Source organism: Pseudoxanthomonas sp. USHLN014 (assembly GCF_037153335.1).
In the GTDB taxonomy this organism is placed as follows: domain Bacteria; phylum Pseudomonadota; class Gammaproteobacteria; order Xanthomonadales; family Xanthomonadaceae; genus Pseudoxanthomonas_A; species Pseudoxanthomonas_A winnipegensis.
On record NZ_JBBCKO010000007.1, the window covers coordinates 154117 to 177511 of the forward strand.

General features: G+C 71.5%; 13 protein-coding genes. 2 read left to right on the forward strand and 11 right to left on the reverse strand.

Translation table 11 applies throughout. From position 1 onward, the window contains the following. Nucleotides 1–6: 6 nt before the first annotated feature. The 9 genes from gspG to WFQ05_RS14050 all read right to left on the reverse strand — a co-directional run bounded on the left by gspG (nt 7) and on the right by WFQ05_RS14050 (nt 18834). Nucleotides 7–444, reverse strand: a complete 438-nt coding sequence (gspG, locus tag WFQ05_RS14010; RefSeq protein WP_130515354.1) for a type II secretion system major pseudopilin GspG — start codon at nt 442–444, stop codon at nt 7–9. Nucleotides 445–493: 49 nt separating this feature from the next. Further along, nucleotides 494–1711 (reverse strand): type II secretion system F family protein, encoded by a 1218-nt coding sequence (locus tag WFQ05_RS14015; protein ID WP_130523134.1) that lies wholly within the window; start codon nt 1709–1711, stop codon nt 494–496. Between the two features lie 34 nt (nt 1712–1745). Beyond that, nucleotides 1746–2084 (reverse strand): GIY-YIG nuclease family protein, encoded by a 339-nt coding sequence (locus tag WFQ05_RS14020; RefSeq protein WP_130533928.1) that lies wholly within the window; start codon nt 2082–2084, stop codon nt 1746–1748. Between the two features lie 230 nt (nt 2085–2314). Further along, complete coding sequence (gspE, locus tag WFQ05_RS14025) at nt 2315–4051, reverse strand: type II secretion system ATPase GspE (protein WP_337054266.1); 1737 nt, start codon at nt 4049–4051, stop codon at nt 2315–2317. Between the two features lie 128 nt (nt 4052–4179). Beyond that, complete coding sequence (locus tag WFQ05_RS14030; RefSeq protein ID WP_337054267.1) at nt 4180–6111, reverse strand: S8 family peptidase; 1932 nt, start codon at nt 6109–6111, stop codon at nt 4180–4182. 148 nt (nt 6112–6259) lie between these two features. Next, nucleotides 6260–11821 (reverse strand): ESPR-type extended signal peptide-containing protein, encoded by a 5562-nt coding sequence (locus WFQ05_RS14035; protein WP_337054268.1) that lies wholly within the window; start codon nt 11819–11821, stop codon nt 6260–6262. 408 nt (nt 11822–12229) lie between these two features. Further along, complete coding sequence (gene purL, locus WFQ05_RS14040) at nt 12230–16273, reverse strand: phosphoribosylformylglycinamidine synthase (protein ID WP_337054269.1); 4044 nt, start codon at nt 16271–16273, stop codon at nt 12230–12232. A 255-nt stretch (nt 16274–16528) separates the two neighbouring features. Continuing rightward, nucleotides 16529–17356, reverse strand: coding sequence for a DsbC family protein (locus WFQ05_RS14045; RefSeq protein WP_130515340.1), 828 nt, complete (start codon nt 17354–17356; stop codon nt 16529–16531). 455 nt (nt 17357–17811) lie between these two features. Beyond that, the gene (locus WFQ05_RS14050) at nt 17812–18834 is read right to left on the reverse strand and encodes a site-specific tyrosine recombinase XerD (protein WP_205956201.1); all 1023 of its coding nucleotides are present in this window, start codon (nt 18832–18834) and stop codon (nt 17812–17814) included. Nucleotides 18835–18929: 95 nt separating this feature from the next. Here WFQ05_RS14050 and WFQ05_RS14055 point away from each other — a divergent pair, with 95 nt between their 5' ends. Beyond that, nucleotides 18930–19436, forward strand: a complete 507-nt coding sequence (locus tag WFQ05_RS14055) for an RDD family protein (RefSeq protein WP_130523128.1) — start codon at nt 18930–18932, stop codon at nt 19434–19436. Nucleotides 19437–19484: 48 nt separating this feature from the next. Here the strand turns inward: WFQ05_RS14055 and lptG are convergent, their stop codons facing one another. Together lptG and lptF are read right to left on the reverse strand one after the other, a co-directional pair. Beyond that, nucleotides 19485–20588 carry an LPS export ABC transporter permease LptG gene (gene lptG, locus WFQ05_RS14060; protein WP_130523127.1) on the reverse strand — a complete coding sequence of 368 codons (1104 nt, stop codon included), beginning with the start codon at nt 20586–20588 and terminating at the stop codon, nt 19485–19487. Beyond that, nucleotides 20585–21667: an LPS export ABC transporter permease LptF gene (gene lptF, locus WFQ05_RS14065; protein ID WP_130515332.1), complete on the reverse strand. Its 1083-nt coding sequence runs from the start codon at nt 21665–21667 to the stop codon at nt 20585–20587. Before lptF ends, lptG begins: the two co-directional genes overlap by 4 nt. A 141-nt stretch (nt 21668–21808) precedes the next feature. On the opposite strand from lptF, the gene WFQ05_RS14070 reads away from it, so the two are divergent. Then, on the forward strand, nt 21809–23302 hold the full coding sequence (locus WFQ05_RS14070; protein WP_337054270.1) for a leucyl aminopeptidase: 1494 nt from the start codon (nt 21809–21811) through the stop codon (nt 23300–23302). Nucleotides 23303–23395 lie beyond the last annotated feature (93 nt).

The window sequence follows — 23395 nt, forward strand, 5'->3', positions numbered from 1 at the left end:
GACCGCTCAGGGCGAGTAGGCGATATCGGCGTTGACGCTGTCGCCGCCGGGCTGGCCATCCTTGCCCAGGCTGACCAGGTCGAACGGGCCCTGCTGGCCCGGCACCGAATACTGGTAGGGGTGGTTCCAGGGATCCTTCAGCTCGCTCTCCTTGGCGTACGGCCCCAGCCAGCCGGCGGTGCCGGCCGGCGCGCTCACCAGATCCGACAGTGAGCCCGGCAGGTGGCCGGTGTCCATCTCGAACTGCTGCACCTTCTCGGCCACGGTCTGCACCTGCGCCCTGGCCAGGTTGACCTTGGCCCGGTCGGCGTTGCCCAGGATGCGACTGGCGGCGAAGGCGACGATGCCGCCGATCAGGATCACCACCACGATGATTTCCATCAGGGTGAAGCCGGCCTGGGCGCTGCGGGCGGGCGGAGGCGTCAGGGAGCGTGCGTTGCGCATGAGAGGTCTTCCATTCCGTATTGCGAAGTCGAGGAAAGCAGTGTGCGGGTCAGTTGATCGCACCGGCCAGATCGTACAGCGGCACCAGCACGGCGATGATGACCGCGCCCACCACCGCGGCCAGCACCAGGGTCACCGCCGGCACCAGCGCGGCCAGCATGCGGTCCAGCGCCTGCGCCGTCTGTGCCTCGAAGGTATCGGCGGTCTTGAGCAGCATCGCGTCCAGCGCGCCGGATTCCTCGCCCACCTGCATCATCTGCAGCGCCAGGCGCGGGAAGCGCTTGCCCGCGCCCAGCGCGGTGGACAGCGCGCGGCCGTTCTTGACCGCATCGGCGGCGCCTTCCACGTCGGCGGCCAGCGCGCGGTTGCCCAGCACGTTGCGCGCGATGCCCAGCGCGCCCAGCAGCGGCACGCCGTTGCGCAGCAGCGTGCCCAGCGTGCGCGCCAGGCGCGCGGTTTCCAGCCGCGCGATCAGCGGGCCGATCAGCTTGCGCTGCAGGATCCAGCCATCGAAGCGATCGCGGAAGGCGGTGTCGCGCCGCTTGCGGTCGATCCACAGCAGCGCCAGCGCCGGCAGCACGATGAAGGCCAGCCACCAGCCTGCGACGAACTGCCCCACCGCCAGCACGATGCGCGTGAACCACGGCAGGGTGACGTCCAGGCTCTCGTACATCTGCGAGAACTGCGGCACCACATAGCCCAGCAGGAACAGCATCGCCAGCCCGACCACCACCATCAGGATGGCCGGATAGATCAGCGCGTTGATCACCCGCCCCTTGAGCGCGCGGCTGCGCTCCAGGTAATCGGCCAGTCGCTGCAGCGTGTCGTGCAGCGTGCCTCCGGCCTCGCCGGCGCGCACCATGTTGATGTACAGACGCGAGAACGTGCCGTGCTGGCGCTCCAGCGCGGTGGACAGCGGCGCACCGCCGCGCACCGCCTCGCGGATATCGGCCACGGTGTGGCGCGCCTTGTCCTCGTCCGGCAGCTCCAGCAGGATCGTCAGCGCCCGGTCCAGCGGCTGCCCGGCGCTCAGCAGCGTCGCCAGCTGCTGGGTGAACAGCACCAGCCGCTGCCCGCCGAAGGCATTGGGCTGCAGCAGCAGCTTGAACGAGCCCAGCCCGCCGCCCTCGGACGCCAGCCGCGCCTCCATCGGCAGATGGCCCTGCTCCTGCAGCCGCGCCACCACCTCGGCCTCGCTGGCCGCCTCCATCTGCGCCTCCAGCACCTCGCCGCGCGCGTTGAGCGCTTTGTAGCGATACAGGGGCATCAGGCAAAGCTCGGAAATACGCAGCCGTCAGCCGTCATTCCCGCGAACGCGGGAATCCATGGACGTCCGCCTTTGGCACCGCGCCGACGATGTCCGGCCACAAATCCCTCCAGGACGGATTGAAGGCATCGACCAATTGGACCTTCCATGCGCGCCGCCACTTCTTGATGCGTTTCTCGCGCAGGATCGCAGACTCCATCGTGTCGTGCTGTTCGTACCAGACCAGGCGCGTAATGCCGTAGCGGTCGGTGAAGCCCGGTGCGGCGTGCGTGCGGTGTTGCCAGGTCCGGCCTACGAGGTTGCTGGTCACGCCCACGTAGAGCGTGCCATTGCGGTCGCTGGCCAGGAGATAGACGCAGGGGTCGCGGGTCATCGTTCTTCCTTGAACGTCCAGGGATTCCCGCGAGTGCGGGAATGAGGGCTTGGGGCTGATGCGCTGCACGTCCATGGATTCCCGCTTTCGCGGGAATGACGATTTCTAGTGTGGACTGGCGCGTTGCGTGTCCATGGATTCCCGCGTTCGCGGGAATGACGAGTCTGAAGATGGCGCGCAGCGGCGTTGCTCCGTCACTGCCACCGCGATCTGTAAGCACACGCGCGGCCTTACGCATCCTCGGTCACCCGCAGGACTTCCTCGATGGTGGTCATGCCGGCCAGGGCCTTGGCGATGCCGTCCTCGTACATGCTGCGCATGCCGGCGTTGCGGGCCAGGGTCTCCAGTTCGCCCATGCCGGCGTGGCGCATCACCGCCGCGCGCAGGGCGTCGTCCATCACCAGGAACTCGGTGATGGTGGTGCGGCCCAGGTAGCCGGTCGGGGCGATGGCCGAAGCGCGCGGGCGGTACAGCAAGATCTCGCCATCGGGTTGGTAGCGGCGCAGGTTGAAGCGGGCGATCTCCTCGGGCGTGGCCGGATACGCTTCGGCATGCTGCGGCTCCAGCCGGCGCACCAGGCGCTGGGCCAGGATGCCGTTGACCGTGGAGGTCAGCAGGTAGTCCTTCACGCCCATGTCGAGCATGCGGGTGATGCCGCCGGCGGCGTTGTTGGTATGCAGCGTGGACAGCACCAGGTGGCCGGTGAGCGCGGACTGGATGGCGATGCGCGCGGTTTCCAGGTCGCGCATTTCGCCGATCATGATGATGTCCGGGTCCTGGCGCACAATGCTGCGCAGCGCGCTGGCGAAGTCCAGGCCGATCTGCGGCTTGGCCTGGATCTGGTTGATGCCTTCGATCTGGTACTCGACCGGATCCTCGACCGTGATGATCTTGACGTCTTCGGTGTTGAGCTGGCTCAGCGCGGTGTACAGCGTGGTGGTCTTGCCCGAACCGGTCGGGCCGGTCACCAGCAGGATGCCGTGCGGCTGCTGCAGCACGCGCAGGAACTGCGGCAGGAAGTCCTCGGTGAAGCCCAGCCGCTGGAAGTCGAACACCACCGTCTCGCGGTCCAGCAGGCGCATCACCACGCTCTCGCCGTGCGCGGTCGGCACGGTGGACACGCGCAGGTCCAGCTCCTTGCCCTGCACGCGCAGCTGGATGCGCCCGTCCTGCGGCAGGCGCCGCTCGGCGATGTTGAGCCGGGCCATGATCTTGATGCGGCTGATCACCGCGGCGGTGAGGTTGGCCGGCGGGCTCTCGCCCTCCTCCAGCACGCCATCGACGCGGTAGCGCACCTTCAGGCGGTTCTCGAACGGCTCGATGTGGATGTCCGAGGCGCGCAGTTCGACCGCGCGCTGGATCACCAGGTTGACCAGGCGGATCACCGGCGCCTCGGAGGCCAGATCGCGCAGGTGTTCGACATCATCCAGCTCGCCGCTGGCCTCGCCGTCGGCGGTCTCGACGATGGCGCCCATCGCGCTGCGGCCCTGGCCGTGCCAGCGCTCGATGGTGTCGTCGATCTCCGAACGCAGCCCGACCACCGCACGCACCGGCCCGCCGATGGCCATCTGCACCGCATCCACGGCATAGGGGTCGCACGGGTCGGCGACCCACAGCGACAGCGCGCCGTCGGCCTCGCCCAGCGGGCAGACGTGGAACTGTTTGAGGAAGCGCAGCGACAGCGCCACGTCCTCGGGCAGTTCGGGCGGGACGTCCGGCAGCTGCTTGGCCGACAGCAGGGTCAGGCCCAGCACCTCGGCGCTGGTCTCGGCATGGTCGCGCTCGGACACCAGGCCCAGGCGCAGCAGCAGGGCCAGCACGTGGCCGCCGGTCTCCTCCTGCAGGCGCCGCGCGCGACCCAGGTCGGCCTCCTTCAGCTTGCCCTTGGACAGCAGGGCCGCGACCACGCGTTCGTCGGCCGAGGGGGACAGGCGGGGTTCCAGAGCGGTGACGGGGACAGCGTTCACGTACGACCCTTGCGCAGCGTAGGGGCGCAACTCTAACAGCGGCCCGCGACGCGGCGGCAGGGGCGCGGCGCACCGCGCCTGCGCAGGCGACGCCGCGCCGGGGCCGGGCCCCGGCGCGATGCCCGGCGTTACTGCCGCGCCGACAGCGTGGCGCCCGCATAGGCGCCGGTGCCCACCACCTTGAGGTAGTACGTGCCGGCCTTGGGCGCGGTGAAGCGCACGGTCTCGTTGTTGCCGGCGCGGGTGGACTTGGCGTCGAAGTCGCTGCTGGTCGGCGCCTTGTCGAAACTGGCGTACAGCGACAGGTTGCCGGTTCCCCCCAAGGTGATGAACGACAGCGTCTTGCCGGCCACGGCCTCGAAGCTGTACAGCGTCTCGCTGCCGGCGGTGCCCGAGACGGTGACGCCGACCTTGTTGGTCAGCGGCGTGGCCTGCGGGCCGCAGGTCTCGGTCTGCGGATCGCACGGCGTGGCGATGGCTTCCTTCACCGCGGCGGCGGCATCGACGATGCCCGCGCCGATGGGCCGGTTGGCGACCGGGGCCACCGCCGGCGCATGGGCGGTGCGCTGCAGCAGGTCGACCACCTCCGTGGGCGTGAGCAGCGGCAGGCCGGCGTCCAGACGCGCGCCCTGCACCAGCGCCACCACGCCGCTGACGTGCGGGGCGGCCTGCGAGGTGCCGGCGTAGCCGCCGTAGTCGCTGTCGTTGTCCACCGGCGTGGTGGTGCCCGAGTTCAGCGCCTGCCAGACGAAGCCGTCGTTGGTCGGCGTGCCGGAGGTGCCGTCGTTGGGATACACGCCGCCGCCGGGCGCGGCAATCTCCACGCTGGTGCCGTAGTTGGAGTAGTAGGCGCGGCGGCTGGTGATGCCGGTGGAGGCCACGGTGATCACGCCTGGGCAGCTGGCCGGCGAATAGCCCGCCGCATCGGCATTGCTGTTGCCGGCCGAGACCACCACGGTAGCGCCCAGCGCGTTGGCCTGGGCCACGGCCTGGCCGGTGACGTCGCTGGCCGTGCACACGCCGCTGCCGCCCAGGCTGAGGTTGATGACCTGGGCCGGATGGGTGTTGGCCGGCACGCCGTCCACGCTGCCGCCGGCGGCCCAGATGATCGCGTCGGCGATGTCGCTGTCGTAACCGCCGCAGTGGCCCAGCACGCGCACCGGCAGGATCTTCGCGTTGTAGGCCACACCGGCCATGCCGGCGGCGTTGTTGGTCAGCTCGGCGCCGGCGGTGCCGGCCACGTGGGTGCCGTGCCAGGTGCTGTCCTCGGGCGGGTTGTCGGCGTTGGTGCACGCGCTCAGCCACGGCTCCTCGGTGGTCCAGTCGCCGGTGTCCCAGCCGCCGGGCGCGCGACCGTCGGCGTCGCGGCCGGAGATCAGCTTGTCGGTGATGAAGTCGTAGCCGTCGCCGGCCAGCTCGGTGTTCAGGTCGACGTGGCGGGTGATGCCGGTATCGAGCACGGCGATGACGATGCCGTTGCCGTCGGCCAGGTCCCAGGCGTTGTTGACGTTGGCGCCGCCGTTGTTGGCGTTGCCGCCCTGGGTGGCGGTGCCGTCGGGCGCCTTCAGATGCCACTGGTACTTGGCGTAGTAGGTGTCGCTGGGAGTGAAGGTGGCCGGCGCGGCCGCGGCCGGGGCGCGGATGTCGCGCACCGGGCGGCGCAGCAGGTCGGGCTGCACGCGCAGCACGGCCGGGTCGGCGGCGAGCTGGCGCATGAAGGCCTCGGCCTCGACGCGGTCGAGTTTGCGCGAGGTCTTGACCAGTTCGGCACCGGTGGCGAGCCGGCGCAGATGGCTGGCGGTGGCGATGCGGCCGGGCGCGCTCAGGCCGGCGCGCGACAGCGCCGTAGTAGCGCGCGCGGCGGCGCCGGTCGCGCTGGACGCGGCAGCCGTGCTGCCGTCGCGGTAGGTGATGATGAAGCGGCCGATCTTCTGCTCGCTCTCCGCGCCCGCCGTGGGCAGGCGCGTGGTCTGCGTCGGCGTGGCCGCGTGGCTGGCCGTGCTGGCGGCGAGCGCGAGCACGAGGGCCGGAAGGAGGATGCCGCGAGGTGTGCTGGTCATTGCTGGTCGTCCCTTTGCGCAAGTGAAAGTGTCAGCCCGGCGCCTGGCGGGCCGGGTTCGATGACGCATGTGCGCCGCGTCGGGCTGGGCCGGGCGGCGTTCCATCCCTGCACGGGCCGCCGCGAGGGCGACGGCCCGTGGTGTTGCCTCACCAGCCGAAGCCGGCGCCCACGCCCACCGAGCGTTCGTCGCCGCTGAAGGCGCCGCCGACGGTGATCGTGGCCCGCTCGCTGAGCGCGCGCTGGTAGCCCACCGACAGCGCGTTCTCGCCGCCCTGGAAGCCCACGCCGACGCCGACACGGTTCTCGGTGTGGATGCCGGCGGCGCTGGTGGCCATGTTGAGCATCGCCGCGTTCATCGCGCCCTGGCGGTCGATGCGGCGGTCCTGCTCGGCGAAGCGGCGGTCCACGCCCTGCTTGTAGCCGTCCAGGTCCTGGTTCCAGGCGTTGAACCTGGCGTCGGTGTAGCTGTTGGCGCTGCTCAGCGTCTGCGTGGCGGTGTTGTCGGTATAGGCCTTGGCGGTGGCCACCGACTGCGCGTCGCCGGCCTGCACCTGGCCGACGTTGGCCGCATCGTTGGCTTGCGTGCCGGCGGCCACGTTGGTGACCTGGCGCTGGTTGCCGGCACTGCCCACCGAGACGGTGTTGGCGCGGTCGTTGGTCGAACCCTGGCCCAGGGCGACGGCGTTCTGCGCACTCACGCTGCTGCCCTGCCCCACGGCCGTGCCGCTGGCCGCGGTGACCGAGGTGCCTTCGCCCACCGCGACCGCGTTGGTCGCCTCGGCGGCGATGGTGGCATTGGCGCCGACCGCGGTGCTGCCGTCGGCGTTGACCCGCGCGTTGCTGCCGATGGCCGTGTCGCCGGGGCCGGCGGCATAGGCGGCGCCGCCGATCGCGGTGCCGCTGTCGGCATTGGCCTGGGCCGCGTCGCCGAGCGTGGTGGAGGCCGGCGTGACCGCTGCGGCGGTCGTGGCGGCGGCAGTGGCGGTGGAGGTAACGGGCGTGGAGCGCTCGCTCGCGGCGGTGCGCAGCGTCTCGGTGGACGCTTCTTCCGCTGCCGGCTCGACGCTGGCCGGGGCGGCGGCGCTGAGCGTCCTGCGCGCGGAGGTGGCGACCTTGCTGGCGCTGGCGGTGCCGCCGCGCGCGTCGAGCTCGGTCACCTTCGAATCCAGCGCGGCCAGCGCATCGCCCACGCTGCTGTAGCCATCGCCCTGGACGATGAAGGTCGGCGTGGTCAGCCCACCGAGCGGGCCGACCGAGGCGCCGCCGCCGAGGTAGCGCGCATAGGCCTGCAGCGACTGGTAGAGCTGACCGCCGGTGACCGCCTCGGTGCTGCCCTCGGCCAGCAGGCCCTGGCTGAGGTTGACGATGCGGCGCGTGGCCGGGCCGCCGCGGCCGTTGCCGCTGCCCAGCGAGACGGTGTCGGCCTCGTAGGTGCGCGAGCCCGCGCCCAGCGCCACAGAGTTGGCGCCGGTCGCGCCCGCATTGGCACCCAGCGCCACGCCGTTGCTCGCGCTCTGGCGCACGAAGGCGTTGTAGCCCACGGTCACGCCGTTGGCGCCCAGCGCGCTGGACTGCAGGCCGACCGAGGTGGCGTTGACCGCACTGGCCTTGCTCGCCGCGCCCACCGCGATGGCACCGGCACCGCTGGCCGCGCTGCCCGCGCCCAGCGCCACGCTGCGATTGCCAGCGGCGTTCGCCCCCGAACCGGCCGCGGTGGCATCGCTGCCGCCGGCACTGGCCAGGCCCTTGCCGGAGAACTGGAAGCCCGCGCTGGTGCCTTCGGCCGAGGCCGCCACCGCATCGAGCTGCGACTTGTTCACCGCGTCGGTGTCCTGCGTGCCGGCGGCGACGTTGGTGATCTGGCGCTCGGCGCCCGCATCGCCGACCGAGACCGTGTTGTTGCGCGTGGCCTTGGAATTGGCGCCCAGTGCCACGCTGTTGTCGCCGAATGCGGTGGCGTAGTAACCGATCGCGGTGCTCGCCTCGCCGCTGGCCCAGGTCTCGGCGCCCAGCGCGGTGGACAGGGCGGAAGGCGCGTAGGCGAAGTAACCCACCGCGGTGCTCTCCAGCCCGTCGGCCGCGCTGAGCACGCCGCTGGCCAGGCTGTAGTCGCCCGCGGCGATCGCGCCGGCGCCGAAGGCGCTGGACGATTCACCGCTGGCCTGGGTCGAAACGAACGCGCCCAGCCCCGGAACCAGATCGACCACGCCGCCGACCGCGGTCGAACTGGTGCCCACCGCCGCACTCGAGGTGCCCACCACGGTGGTGTAGTCGCCGATCGCATTGGCCACCGCGCCCACCGCCGTGGCCTGCGCGCCGGCCGCATACGCGCCCACGCCGGTGGCGGTGGCGGCGAAGCCGGAGGCATCTGCGCTGGCGCCCAACGCGGTGCCGCCCACGCTGGCGCTGGTCGCGCCGGTGCTGACCGGCGCGCCCTCGACGGTGATCAGCGGATCGCCGTTCTCGTCCACCGCCACGCCGCCCACAGCCACGCTCGCAGGTCCGGTGGCCTGCGCGTTGTTCCCGAAGGCCGCCGCGTTCTGCCCCGCGGCCACGGCGTTGAAGCCCACTGCCGTGGCGTTCTGCGCGCTGGCGTTGGCACCCGAGCCGAACGCCGAGGCACCGCTGCCGATCGCATTGCTCGCCTCGCCCGCAGCCACAGCGTTGTCGCCTTCCACATACGCACCGGCATCGCTGTCGGCACTGCCGCTGGCCTGGAAGTACTTGCTGGTGGTCTGCGCGGTGGCGGCGACCTGGTCCAGCTGCGCCTTGTTCACCGCATCGGTGTCCTCGGTGCCCGCGGCGACGTTGGTGATCTGGCGCTCTGCGCCGGCATCGCCCACCGAGACGCTGTTGTCGCGCGCGGCCACCGCGCCGGCGCCCAGCGCCACGGCGTTGTTGCCGGTGGCCTCGCTGCCAGCGCCGAGCGCGATGGCGCTCTCGTTGTCGGCCAGCGCATTGGTGCCGATGGCGATGCTGTTGATCGTGTTGCCCAGCGCCTGGTAGCCCAGGCCGATGCTGTAGTCGCCATAGCCGAACGCGCCGCGACCGATCGCGGTGGCGCTGGCGCCCGGGGCCCAGCTGTTGAAACCGATCGAGGTCGCGCCGCTGCCGCTGGCCCAGGCACCGGTGCCGAAGGCCGAGGTGTTGAGCCCGGTCGCCCACGCGCCCTGACCGAAGGCCGAGGCGCCTTCGGCCGTGGCCCAGGCATAGGCGCCGACCGCGGTGGCGTAATCCTGGCTGGCCCAGGCGCTGTCGCCGAAAGCCACCGCATAGCCGCCGACCGCGCGCGCCTTGTAGCCGCCGGCCGTGCTGTGTTCGCCCAGCGCCTGCGCGCCGTAGCCGAACGCCGAGGACACCGTGCCGGTGGCCTGCGCGCCGGCGCCGACCGCGGTGGCGTCCTGGGTGGCGTTGGCGCCGACCAGCACCGGCTTGCCGTCCGCATCCTCGATGGGGCTGTTGTACTGATCGAAGGCCTGGCCCATGCCGCCGACCGCGACACTGCCCTCGCCCACCGCCGCGCTGTTGTGGCCGATGGCCGTGGCCTGGTTGCCCGCCGCGCCGGCGCCCGCGCCGTAGGCCGATGCGCCGGTGCCCAGCGCGTTGGCGGCCTCGCCCGCGGCGATCGCGTCATCGCCCTCCACATAGGCGCCGGCGTCGCTGTCGGCGCTGCCGCTGGCCTGGAAGTACTTGCGCGTGGTGTTGGCGGTCGTGGCCACCTCGTCCAGCTGCGCCTTGTTGACCGCGTCGGTGTCCTCGGTCCCGGCGGCGACGTTGGTGAGCTGACGCTCGGCGCCGGCATCGCCCACCGACACCGTGTTGGCGCGCGAGGCCACCGAATCGGCGCCCAGCGCGACGCTGTTCTCCGCCTCGGCGAAGGCGTTGACACCGATCGCCGCGCTGCTGGTGCCATCGGCATAGCTGTTATGCCCCAGCGCCGTGCTGTATTCGCCGGTGGCCCAGGCGCCGTTGCCGAACGCGGCGCTGCCGGTGCCGCTGGCGCGCGTGCCGATCAGGCCGAAGAAGGTGCTGCCGCCGACCGCGGTCGCCTCCTCGCCCAGCGCCTGGCTGCTCTCGCCCACCGCGGTGGAACTGCCGCCCTGCGCGGCGGCGCCCGCACCCAGCGCGGTCGCGTTGACGCCCACCGCCTCGCTGCCATAACCGAAGGCCGAGCCGAAGTCCCCGGCCGCGCTGGCGAAGCCGCCGTTGGCCGTGGCGGCCAGCCCGGCCGCGCTGCTGCTGAAGCCGCTCGCCGTGGCCTGCAGGCCCGCCGCCGTGGCAGCGGCGCCGGTGGCGGTGCTGAACGCGCCGCTGGCCTGCGCACCGGCGCCCAGCGCGCTGGCGCCCACCGCGCTGGCGCTGGTGGTCTGGTCCAGCAGCACCTCGCCGGTGTCCGGATCGGCATAGGTCAGCGTGCCGCCCACCGCGGTCGCCGAGTCGGCGCTGGCGGTGGCATTGAAGCCGCTGGCGGTGGCATTGACGCCGGCCGCCGTGGCGCCGCCGCCGAGCGCCGAGGCGCCGTTGCCGATGGCATTGGCGGCCTCGCCCGCGGCCACGGCGTTGTCGCCTTCGACGTAGGCACCGGCATCGCTGTCGGCGCTGCCGCTGGCCTGGAAATACGTGCTGGTGGTATTGGCGGTCGCGGCGACTTCATCCAGCTGCGCCTTGTTGACCGCATCGGTGGCTTCGGTGCCGGCGGCCACGTTGACGATCTGGCGCTCGGCGCCGGCATCGCCGACCGACACGCTGTTCTCGCGCTGCGCCACCGAGCGCGCGCCCAGCGCCACGCTGTTGGCCGCGGCGCCGTGCGCGCCGAAGCCCAGCGCGGTGCTGTCGCCGGCCTGCGCCCACGCGCCCGCGCCCAGCGCACTGGCGCCTTGCGCATCGGCCGAGCTCAGATAGCCCAGCGCGGTGCCGTAATCGCCATTGGCCCAGGCGCCGTTGCCGAAGGCCGCGCCGCCCTCGCCCAGCGCCTGGGTCTGGTAGGTGCCGCCCAGCGCCGAGCCGCCGACCGCGGTGCTTTCCTCGCCGCCGGCGATGGAGAACTCACCCAGCGCCGTAGCGCTGGTGCCGGTGGCCTGCGCGGCCAATCCCAGGCTGGTGGCGTAGTCGCCGCTGGCCACGGATTCGGCGCCGTGCGCGGTCGCCCCGGCGCCGCTGGCGGTGGACAAAAAACCGCCAGCGGTCGATTCGATGCCGCTGGCCACACTCTCCGCGCCATGCGCCGTGGCGCCGTCGGCGGTGGCGGCGCTGTAGTAGCCGCTGGCCGTGGATTCCACGCCGGACGCCTCGCTCAGCGCACCGTGCGCCACGCCCCCATCGCCGCTGGCCAGCGCGGCCGCGCCGCTGGCGGTGGACTGCGCGCCGCTGGCCTCGCTCTGGAAGCCCACCGCCGTGGACGCATCGCCCGAGGCATCGGCGCCGCAGCCGATCGCGATGCCGTTTCCGCCGCCGGCCCGCGCCGTGCGCGTGACCGCATCGGCGCAGTCGGCCGTCTGCGGCGAGATCGCGGTGCTGGCCTTGCCGGAGGCAACACCACCGCCCACCGATTGCGCCAGCGCGCTGTGCGCGGCGAACACCACCACCGCGGCGAGCGCGGCCCGCACCATGCGCGCCCCCTTGCCCTTGCCGTGGCGCGAGGCCAGTTCCGAGGCCACCACGACCTGCCCGCGTCGGGCATCCCACAGCTTGCAGAAGATGCGATTCATGCGTTCCTTTCCTTGGCGTTGTGTTGTTGCGGGCAAGAGACCCCCGTCGGCGCGCGAATCGCTTCGCGCACACGGTCACAGCAGTCGGATGTCTCTCTCTCGTTGAACGGCGACGGTCCACCTTGCGGGGGATTTAATGGCGGACCGAACGCATGGACTTGCGTCATGCGTCTGGATCGATAGTCCGCGAGTCAATTTCTTGACGTCAAGTGCCGTTCATGCATTGCAACGCCATGCGAAGACGCGGCAAAACAAGCCATTTCAACGACTTCATGCCGAGATGGCCTGCGCAAATTGCGACAACGAATATCGCGTAAAGGAACAGAGGTCACATAACGCACGACGCCCATCGCAAGCGATGGGCGTCGATATGTGCGGCGCAATGTCGCGCGGGTCGAAAACCTGGCGCTAGCCGCACCACACCCGCGCATTGCGGAACATGCGCAGCCACGGCGAATCGTCCGCCCAGCCGGCCGGCGACCAGCTCAGATTGACCGTGCGCGGCGTGCGTTCCGGATGCGGCATCAGGATGGTGGCGCGGCCGTCGCTGGTGGTGAGGCCCGTGATGCCTTCAGGCGAACCGTTGGGATTGGTCGGGTAGCGCGTGGCCACCTGGCCATCGCCATCGACATAGCGCAGCGACACGCGCGCGGCGGCCAGGTCCACCGCCGAATCGAACTCGGCGCGGCCCTCGCCATGGGCCACGGCCACCGGAATGCGCGAGCCGGCCATGCCGCGGAAGAACACCGACGGCGATTCCACCACCTCCAGCAGTGCGGTGCGCGCCTCGAACTGCTCGCTGCGGTTGCGCAGGAAGCGCGGCCAGTGCTCGGCGCCGGGAATGATGTCCTTGAGCTGGCTCAGCATCTGGCAGCCGTTGCACACGCCCAGCGAGAAGGTCGCCTCGCGCGCGAAGAATGCGGCGAACTGCGCGCGCAGTGCCGGCCGCTCCAGGATCGAGGTCGCCCAGCCGCGGCCCGCGCCGAGCACGTCGCCATAGCTGAAGCCGCCGCACGCGGCCAGGCCAGTGAAGCGCTCCAGCGTCACGCGGCCCTCGATCAGATCGCTCATGTGCACGTCGAAGGCGTCGAAGCCGGCACGTTCGAAGGCGTTGGCCATCTCGATCTGGCCGTTGACGCCCTGCTCGCGCAGGATCGCGACCTTCGGCCGCGCCCCGGTGGCGATGAACGGCGCGGCCACGTCCTCGGCCGGATCGAACACCAGCTTGGGCTTCAGGCCCGGCTCGGCGAAGGTGCGCGCGGTGTGGCGCTCCTCGTCGGCGCTCTCGGGGTTGTCGCGCAGGCGCTGCATGGCGTGGGTCACCGACCACCACGCGTCGAACAGCTCCTCCCAGCGCCACTCTGCCAGCGGCTGGCCGGCCTGGGTGACGCGCACGCTCGGCGCGGTGGTGGGCTTGGCGATGCGCTGCGCGCATTCGGTCAGCGCATGGCGCTCGACCAGGTCGGCGAAGGCGGCGCGGTCTTCGGCGGCGATCTGCACGATGGCGCCGAGTTCCTCGTTGAACAGCGCGCGAAAGGCGTCCTCGCCCCAGGCATCCAGCGCGATGTCCACGCCCAGACGCGCGGCGAAGGCCATCTCGCACAGCGCGGCGAAGGCACCGCCGTCGCTGCGGTCGTGATAGGCCAGCAGCAGCCCGGCCGCGCGCGCCTCGCGCACCATCTCGAAGAAATTGCGCAGCAGCTCGGGGTTGTCCAGGTCCGGCACGTCGCCGCCGAAGGCCGGCAGCGCCTCGTCGCCGGCGAACACCTGCGCCAGCACCGAACCGCCCAGGCGCTGCTTGCCGCCGCCCAGCCCGATCAGCCACAGCTCGGTGTCCGGCTCGCGCGACAGCAGCGGGGTGAGCTGCGTGCGCGCATCGTCGACCGGCGCGAAGGCGGAGATGACCAGGGAGACGGGCGAAACGCTTTTCAGCGTTTCGCCGGGAATGGGGAATGGGGAATGGGGAGTGGGCGAAGCAGAAGCGTCGGCAACCGCGGCGACCGCCGCTTCCCGATTCCCGACTCCCGATTCCCCATTCCCAGCCGTCCACACCGCCTGCATCGACAGCGAGTCCTTGCCCACCGGGATGCTCAGGCCCAGCTGCGGACACAGCTCCATGCCGACCGCGCGCACGGCGTCGAACAGCAGCGCGTCCTCGCCGGCGTGGTTGGCCGCGGCCATCCAGTTGGCCGACAGCTTGACGTGTTCCAGCGCCGGCACCGGCGCGGCGCAGAGGTTGGTGATCGCCTCGCCCACGGCCATGCGCGCCGAGGCGGCGGCATTCAGCAGCGCCAGAGGGGCGCGTTCGCCAATGGACATCGCCTCACCGGCGAAGGTGTCGAACCCGGCCAGCGTGATCGCGCAGTCGGCCAGCGGCAACTGCCAGGGGCCGATCATCTGATCGCGCGCGGTGAGCCCGCCGACGCTGCGGTCGCCGATGGTGACCAGGAAGCTCTTGGACGCCACCGACGGATGCGCCAGCACGCGCAGCCCCGCCTCGCGCAGCTCCAGCCCCTCGGTCTTCAGCTCGGGCCAGCGCGCCGGCGCCGGATGCGCCGTCTCGCGATGCATCTTCGGTGCCTTGCCGAAGAGCACGTCCATCGGCAAGTCGATCGGGTGCGGGGATTGGGGATTGGGGATTGGGGATTGGGCGGAAGCGACGGTCTGGCCGATCCCGAATCCCGAATCCCGAATCCCGCCGCCGAGAACGCCATATCCCACAACGAGCCGCTCCTCGGCGGTCGCCACACCAACCGCGGCAAACGGACAACGCTCACGCTCGCAGATCGCGGCGAACTCGGCCAGGCGCGCCTGCGGCACGCCCAGCACGTAGCGCTCCTGCGATTCGTTGCACCACAGCTCCAGCGGCGAGAGCGAGGGATCGTCGCTGGGCACCTTGTCCAGGTCGATGATGCCGCCCACGCCCGAGTCGTGCAGCAGTTCGGGGATGGCGTTGGACAGGCCGCCGGCGCCGACGTCGTGGAACCAGCGGATCGGATTGTCCGCGCCCAGCGCCACGCAGCGGTCGATGACCTCCTGGCAGCGGCGCTCCATCTCCGGGTTGTCGCGCTGCACGCTGGCGAAGTCGAGGTCCTCGGCGCTGTCGCCGGAGGCGACCGAACTGGCCGCGCCGCCGCCCAGCCCGATCAGCATCGCCGGGCCGCCCAGCACGATCACCGCATCGCCCGGCTGCAGGGTCTTCTTCTCGACCTGGCAGCGGTCGATCGCGCCCAGGCCGCCGGCCAGCATGATCGGCTTGTCGTAGGCGCGGGTCAGGCCGGCGCCTTCGGGCAGCTCGAAACTGCGGAAGTAGCCCAGCAGGTTGGGCCGACCGAATTCGTTGTTGAACGCCGCCCCGCCCAGCGGGCCGTCGAGCATGATCTCCAGCGCCGGCGCCATGCGCGGGTTGAGCGCGCGCGGGGCCTCCCACGGCTGCGGCAGCGTGGGGATGCGCAGGTGCGAGACGCTGAAGCCGGTCAGGCCGGCCTTGGGCTTGCCGCCGCGCCCGGTGGCGCCCTCGTCGCGGATCTCGCCGCCGGCGCCGGTCGAGGCGCCGGGGAACGGCGCGATCGCGGTCGGGTGGTTGTGGGTCTCGACCTTGATCTGGAAGGCGCTGGGCAGCACCGCCTCGCTGCGGTACTGACCGCTGGCCGGATCGGGCCGGTAGCGCGCCGCCGGCAGGCCCTCGACCACCGCGGCGTTGTCGCTGTAGGCCGACAGCGTGTACTGCGGGGTCTGCTGGTGGGTGTGCTTGATCATCTTGAACAGCGAGCGCTCCTGGGCGCGGCCGTCGATGGTCCAGCTGGCGTTGAAGATCTTGTGCCGGCAGTGCTCGGAATTGGCCTGCGCGAACATCATCAGTTCGACGTCGGACGGGTCGCGCCCCAGCGCCGCGTAGCGCGCGCGCAGGTAGTCGATCTCGTCCTGCGCCAGGGCCAGGCCGAGGCGCGCGTTGGCCGCTTCCAGCGCATCCAGCGGCACACGCGCCAGCTCGCCGCGCGGCGGCGCCTCGAACAGCGCACCGGCCTGCTCGACGCCGGCCAGCAGCGACTGGGTCATCGGATCGTGCAGCAGCTTGTCCAGCGCCGTGCGGGCGGCCGCATCGTCCGGCCAGCCGGCCAGGTCCACGCGCGTGCCGCGCTCGACCCGGTGCACGGCGATGCCGGCGCCGCGCAGCAGTTCGGTGGCCTTGCTCGACCAGGGCGAGCGCGTGCCCAGGCGCGGCACGACCAGACGGCTGGTGGCCCCGTCCTCGCGCGCGGCCGGCGTGTCGCCGGCCTGCAGGATGCGGCGCAGCGCCTCCAGGTCCGGCGCGGTGCCCGGCTGCGGATCGATGAAGTAGACCTGCCAGGTGCCCAGGAGGCGGACCTGGGGGGCGACGGACTGCAGGCGGGATTCGAGCCGCGCGCGGCGGAACTGCGACAAGGCCGGCTGGCCTTCGAGGACGATCATGTCCGGGAACCGTGGGAGCCGTGGAGCGGGGCCGCCCATTGTACCGGCGGCGGGCGCCGCCATGGCGGCGCGAAGCTTTCCCGGAAGAGCCTCATCGCCGCCGTGGCGCCCCCACCTGTAGAGCGGAGCTTGCTCCGCTGGGGCTTTCCGATGATCCGGCCGAAAAGCAGCGGAGTCCCCAAGAGGGGATCGCCACAAGCTCCGCTCTACAGGCAGGCGGCTGCTGGATTCGAGCAGGCCGTTGCTCCCACGCCTTTACGGCATGCCGGCGCTCTTGGCCTTGGCGGCGTCGGCGGCCGCCAGCTTGTCCAGCGCCGCACGCATCTCGGCCGGCGGCAGGTAGCCGCCGATCTGGTTGCCGTCCGGGGCGAACACGGCCGGGGTGCCGTTGACCCCCAGGCGCTGGCCGACGTTGTATTCCATGTTCACCGGGTTGTTGCAGTCGCGCGCGGTGACCTGGCCGCTGGCCTTGGCCTCGGTCAGGGCCTTGCGGCGATCGGCCGCGCACCAGACCGAGATCATGTCCTTGTGGTCCTGGCTGCCCAGGCCCATGCGCGGCCAGGCCAGGTATTCCACCGCGATGCCCTGCTTGTTGTAGTCGGCGATCTGGCTGTGCAGCTTGCGGCAGTAGCCGCACTCGATGTCGGTGAACACACTGACGGTGTACTTGGGATTGGCCGGCGCGAACACGATGCGGTCGGCCTGCTTGACCGACTTGAGCAGGTTCTGGCGGTACTGGGCCAGCGCGTCGCTGCCCTGCATCAGGTCCTTGCGCTGGGCCACGTCGATCACGTTGCCCTGGACCAGGTACTTGCCGTCGTCGCTGATGTAGACCAGCTGGCCGGCGGCGATCACCTCGCGGAAGCCCGGCAGCGGGGCCTTGCCGATGTAGTCCACGTCGACCTGGGGATTGAGCTGCTTGAGCGCGGCGCGGACCCGGGCTTCGACCTGGTCGTTGCCGGCCGGCGCGGCCGCAGCGGTGGCGGTGGCGGGCTTGGCGGTATCGGCGGCGGACTGCGGCGACTTGGCGCAGGCGGTCAGGCTCAGGCCGGTCAGCAGGACGAGGGGGACAAGACGGCGCATCGTGGGACTTCCTGGTTCGGGGCCGGCGGCCGCGGGCGGCGCTCGGCGCGGGGCCCCGCCAGGCGGGGCATCGGACCGGATTCTCGCACAGGCCGGCTGAAGGGCTTGGCCAGCGACGCTCCGCCCCAGGAGCGGCATGCCCCGCTGTGCTCGGTGGGAGCCGGCATGCCGGCGAGAGGCTTTCCCGGGAAGGCCTCATCGCCGCCATTGGCTGAAGAGGCCACAAGGGCGGCTCCCACCTGTAGAGCGGAGCTTGCTCCGCTGCTCTTCGTTCGGTTCGTGGGGAAGGCCCCAGCGGAGCGAGCTCCGCTCTACAAACGGGCGGCCGCTAGCGTTGAGGAGACAGTTGCTCCCACAGCAGCGCGCCGATGGCGCCGGCTGCGCCATGCGACCCTGAATGGCGCAGTTGGGGCGCGCGATGACGCCCCCCGGCCGAGCGAGCCCTAGCTTGGCGCTCACCCCCTCGGATGATGCTTCGCGTGCAGCTGCTGCAGATGCTGGCGGGCGACCAGGGTGTAGATCTGGGTGGTGGACAGCGAGCTGTGGCCCAGCATCAGCTGCAGCGAGCGCAGGTCGGCGCCGCGGTTGAGCAGGTGGGTGGCGAAGCTGTGGCGCAGGCCGTGCGGGCTGACCTTGGCGGCGTCGATCCCGGCCAGGACCGCGTAGCGCTTCACCAGCCCCCAGAACGCCTGCCGGCTCAGCGGCTGGCCGGCCGCGTCGATGAACAACGGCGTGCGGCCGTCGCCCCGCGCCGCGCCGCGCTTGCCCGCCAGCTGCGCGCGCGCGCCGTCGAGATAGCGCTGCAGCCAGTGCTGGGATTCCTCGCCCAGCGGCACCATCCGCTCCTTGCTGCCCTTGCCCAGCACGCGCAGCGCGCCCTGGCGCAGGTTGACGCCGGCGTCGGCCAGGCCGACCAGCTCGCTCACGCGCAGGCCGCAGGCGTACATTAGCTCCAGCATCGCGCGATCGCGCAGGCCCAGCGGGGTGTCCACGTCGGGCGCGGCCAGCAGCGCGTCGATCTGGCTCTCCGACAGCGCCTTGGGCAGCGCGCGCGGCAGCTTGGGCGGATCGAGCAGCGCGGTCGGGTCGTCCGCGCGTTCGCCGCGGCGCACCAGCTGGCCGTAGAAGGCCCGCAGGCACGAGAGCAGGCGCGCGTTGCTGCGCGGCGAATAGCCCTGGCGCGTGCGCCAGGCCAGATAGTCGAAGATCAGGGCACGATCGGCACTCGCCAGCACGTTGTCCGTGGCGGCCATCCCCGGCGGGGCGCTCGCTGGCGCGCGAGCCGGTGGCTCGCCAGCGCGCCAGCTCCCCCAGCGGGCGAAGCCCTGCAGATCGCGCCGGTAGCTGTCCAGGGTGGCGCGGGCCAGGCCGCCTTCGGCCCAGATGGCGTCGAGGAAACGGTCGATATGGCGCTGGTCGGCATCGCCGCAGGGCGGCAGCTCGGCCACGCGCTGGCGGCGTTCGGCGGGGGTACTCATGCCGGCAAGGGTAGCGCCTGCCATCGAGGCGGCGGACCCGCCGCCAAGGGACACGGCGGTGCGCGCCGGCCCGGGCGCGCTCTATGCTGACGGCCATGTCCGCCGAACCCGACGCCGCCCCGCTCGCCCTGCCTGCGCCCCGCCGCGCCTACGTCGGCCGGCGGCTGCTGGCGCTGTTCTACGACGCCTGGCCGGCGCTGGCGCTGTGGTTCGCGGTATCCGCGGCCTTCACCGCCGGCTACACCTATCTGGGCCACCACGCCGCACGGCAGAACATCGCCCCGTTCAGCGCCCTGCAGTGGCTGCTGTGGCTGTGCTGCTGGCTGGTGACCGGTCTGTACGCCACGCTGAGCTGGCGCCGCGGCGGCCAGACCCTGGGCATGCGCCCGTGGAAGATCGCGGTGGCCGGCGCCTCCACCGCGCGTCCGTCCTGGGGCGCGCTGTGGCTGCGCTACGGCGTGGGCACCCTGTCGCTGCTGTGCGGCGGCCTGGGCTTCTGGTGGGCCTGGATCGACCGCGAGCGCCTGACCTGGCATGACCGCGCCAGCGGCACGCGGCTGGTGAGGCGAGGAGTGAGCGGTGAAGCGAGGAGTGAGGAGTGAGCAAGCGCGAGGAAGGCGCGGCGCGCCGCCTTCGCTCACTCCTGCCGTCTAGCTGCTTCTGCGCTTGAACAGCCAGTACGAGATCACCAGCATCAGCACCGGCGTGGCGGTGTAGGCCAGGCGATAATCCAGGCGCAGCGCCGTGCCCATGCGGCCGAACAGCAGCTGCAGCAGCCAGAACGCCAGCGCGAACATGATGCCCAGGAACAGGCGCTTGCCCATGCCGCCGCTGCGCAGGCTGCCGAACGCGAACGGGATCGCCGCCAGGCACAGTGCCAGCACGTTGATCGGATAGAACCAGCGCCCCCAGTAGACCTCTTCGTAGTCGCGCGCATCCAGGCTGTTGCGGGTGCGGTAGTCGATGCTGCGCGACAGGTCGGCGGCGGACATGTAGCGCGGCTGCCCCAGCGTGGCCGCCAGCGCGGCCGGATCGAGCTTGGAGGGCCAGTTCTCCTGCGGCAGCTTCTCCTGCTGCACCGAGCGCGGCGCGAACGTGGTGCGAGTGACGTTCCTCAGCAGCCAGCTGTCGGTGACGTGCACCGCGTTGGCCGCGTGGGTGATCGAGGCCAGGCGGCCGTCGGCGTCGAGCTGATACAGGCGCACGTCCTGCAGCTGCAGCTGCGAATTGCCGTCGGCGCCGGCCACCAGATCGCCGGACTGGGCGTTGAGGAAGGTATCGCCCTCGCGCGCCCACAGCCCGGCGTACATGCCGCGCGCCACGTTGCCGAACTTGGCCGCCGCCTTGAGGTTGTCGGCCTGGGTCTGGCCCCAGGCGCCGGCGGTCTCCATGCACAGCACCATGCCGGCGGTAAGGATCGCCAGGGTCACGGCCACCGACAGACTCAGCCGGCGCCGCGACAGGCCCAGCGCGCGCAGCGCGGTCAGCTCGGAGCTGGCGGCCAGTTGGCCCAGGCCCATCAGCGCGCCGATCACCGCGGCGGTCGGGAACAGCGTGTAGGCCCGGCGCGGCACCGTGTACAGGGTGAACACGATCGCGTGGGTGAAGGTGAAGTTGCCGCGCCCGACGTCGCGCAGCTGGCCGGAGATGCCGTTGGTCACATCCAGGCCGAGCAGCACCGCCCAGACCAGCAGCACGGTGCCCAGCACCACCTTGCCCACGTACAGGTCGTGGATGCGCGGGGTGAACCTCATGCGCGCGCTCCCTTCGGGCGGGAGAGCCGGCCGTCACGCAGATAGGCCCAGACGCCCAGCGCCAGCAGCGGCAGGCTCAGCCACCACAGGCCCAGCGCGCCGGGCAGCTTGCCGTTGGCCAGCCACTGGCTGCCGTTGATCATCATCAGGAAGGCCACCAGGTAGCCGAGGAAGCCCAGCATCACCCGCCCGTAGCGCGACTGGCGCGGCGCGCTGCGCGCCAGCGGCAGGGTCAGCAGGGCGAAGGCCAGGCACAGCAGCGGCGGGGTGATGCGGGTCTGCAGCTGGGCGTTGGCCTCCGGCCGGGCATCGCCGAGCAGCTGGCTGGTCGGCAGCAGCTCGGGATCGTCCTGGGTCTTCTTGTCGCTGCCGTCGGGCAGGGCGACCTCGTTGCTGGCATAGCGCATCATGCGGTAGTCCTTGCCGTCGCCGGCCGGGCCTTCCACGCGGTAGCCGTCCTCCAGCTTCAAAAAGCGCGAGGTCTCTCCCTCGAAGTACATGTGCCCGGTCTTGGCGGTGACCACGTCCAGCCGGTCGCCCTGCTGGCGCTGCATGAACACCTTGGACAGGCGCGTGCCGTCGCTGGACATGCCGTTGACGTAGACCACCCCGCCGTTGCTGAGCACGGTGAACTGGCCCGGCTCCAGCCCGGCCAGGATCAGCGAGCGGTTGGCGTTGTCGATCATCGCCTGGCTGGTGCGCAGCGACAGCGGGCCGGCCCACAGCGAGACCGTGGCCACGATCGCCACGATCGGCACCACCAGCAGCAGCAGCGGGCGCAGCAGGCGCCGCGGGCCCACGCCGATCGAGGTCAGCACCGCCATTTCCGAGTCGCGGTACAGGCGGGCGATGGCCAGCATCAGGCCCAGCATCAGCGCCAGGGACAGGATCAGGGGCAGGAACTGCACCGTGGCCAGCCCCAGCTGGGACAGCAGCAGCCCGGCCGGCAGCTTGCCGTTGGCCACATCGCCCAGCACGTCGACCAGCAGGCCGCCCATGCTCACGATCAGCAGCACCATCAGCGCGGCCAGGAAGCTCTGGGTGAACTCGGAGAACAGGTAGCGGTCCAGCTTCGGCATCGGATGGGGTTGCCTTACAATTGCAGGTTCGAATGCCGGTGCGCGCACGCGCGGACCGAGTCGGCGCCGGGGCATCCAGCATCGCGGCGGCCGGCGATTGTACGTAACTGCTGGTGAAACCGACTCGACGGAAATTGCGCAATGGCCCTGGAATTCACCCTGAACCACGACACGCCCACCACCGCCGCAGTGGATTGCGTGGTCGTGGGCGTCTATGCGGACAAGACCCTGAGCCCGTCGGCGGCCGCCATCGACGCCGCCAGCCAGGGCCGCCTGGCCGCGCTGGCCCAGCGCGGCGACGCCCCGGGCCGCAGCGGCAAGATCACCGCTCTCTACGACCTGCCCGGCGTGAAGGCCCCGCGCGTGCTGCTGGTCGGCCTGGACGAGCCGGCCAAGTTCAACGTGCCGACCTACCTGAAGGCGCTGACCGAGGCCGCCCGCGCGCTCAAGGACGGCCCGTCCGCCTCGGCCCTGGTGACCCTGACCGAGCTGGAGGTCCCCGGCCGCGACGCCGCCTGGGCGATCCGCCAGGCCGTGGCCGCCACCGAGCACGCCACCTACCGCTACACCGCCACGCTGGGCAAGAAGAAGCCCGACCCGCAGGCGCTGGCCCAGGTCGCCTTCCTCGGCAGCGACGCCGCCGCGCTGGCCCAGGGCATCGCCATCGCCAACGGCGTGAAGTTCACCCGCGAGCTGGGCAACCTGCCGCCGAACGTCTGCACCCCGGCCTACCTGGCCCAGCAGGCGCAGGACTTCGCCGCCCAGCATGAGGGCGCCCAGGCCGAGATCCTGGACGACGCGGCGATGGAGGCCCTGGGCATGGGTTCGCTGCTGGCCGTGGCCCGCGGCTCGGCCAACCGCCCGCGCCTGATCGTGCTCAAGTGGAACGGCGCGGACGATGCGTCGGCCAAGCCCTACGTGCTGGTCGGCAAGGGCATCACCTTCGACACCGGCGGCGTCAACCTGAAGACCCAGGGCGGCATCGAGGAGATGAAGTACGACATGTGCGGCGGCGCCACGGTGCTGGGCACGTTCGTGGCGGCGGTCGGCCTGAAGCTGCCGCTGAACCTGGTGGTGGTGGTGCCGGCGGTGGAGAACGCCATCGACGGCAACGCCTATCGTCCCTCGGACGTCATCACCTCCATGTCCGGGCGCACCATCGAGGTCGGCAACACCGACGCCGAAGGCCGCCTGATCCTGTGCGACGCGCTGACCTACGCCGAGCGCTTCAAGCCCGAGGCCCTGGTCGACGTGGCCACGCTCACCGGCGCCTGCATGGTCGCGCTGGGGCGCCATGCCGCCGGCCTGATGAGCAAGCACGACGACCTGAGCGAGGAACTGCTCAGCGCCGGCGAGCACGTCTACGACCGCGCCTGGCGCCTGCCGCTGTGGGACGAGTACCAGTCCCAGCTCGAGTCCACCTTCGCCGACGTCTACAACATCGGCGGCCGCTGGGGCGGCGCGATCACCGCCGGCTGCTTCCTGGCGCGCTTCACCGAGGGCCAGCGCTGGGCGCACCTGGACATCGCCGGCGTGGCCAACGACGAGGGCAAGCGCGGCATGGCCACCGGCCGCCCGGTGAACCTGCTTGCGCAGTGGCTGCTGGACCGCGCCTTTGGCACGGCCGGGAATTGAGAAACGGGAATCGGGAATGGTGAGACGCCCGAGTCCCGATCCGTCGCCGATGCGCGGCCACCTTGCCGCGCACCGCTCCTTCGATTGCCGATT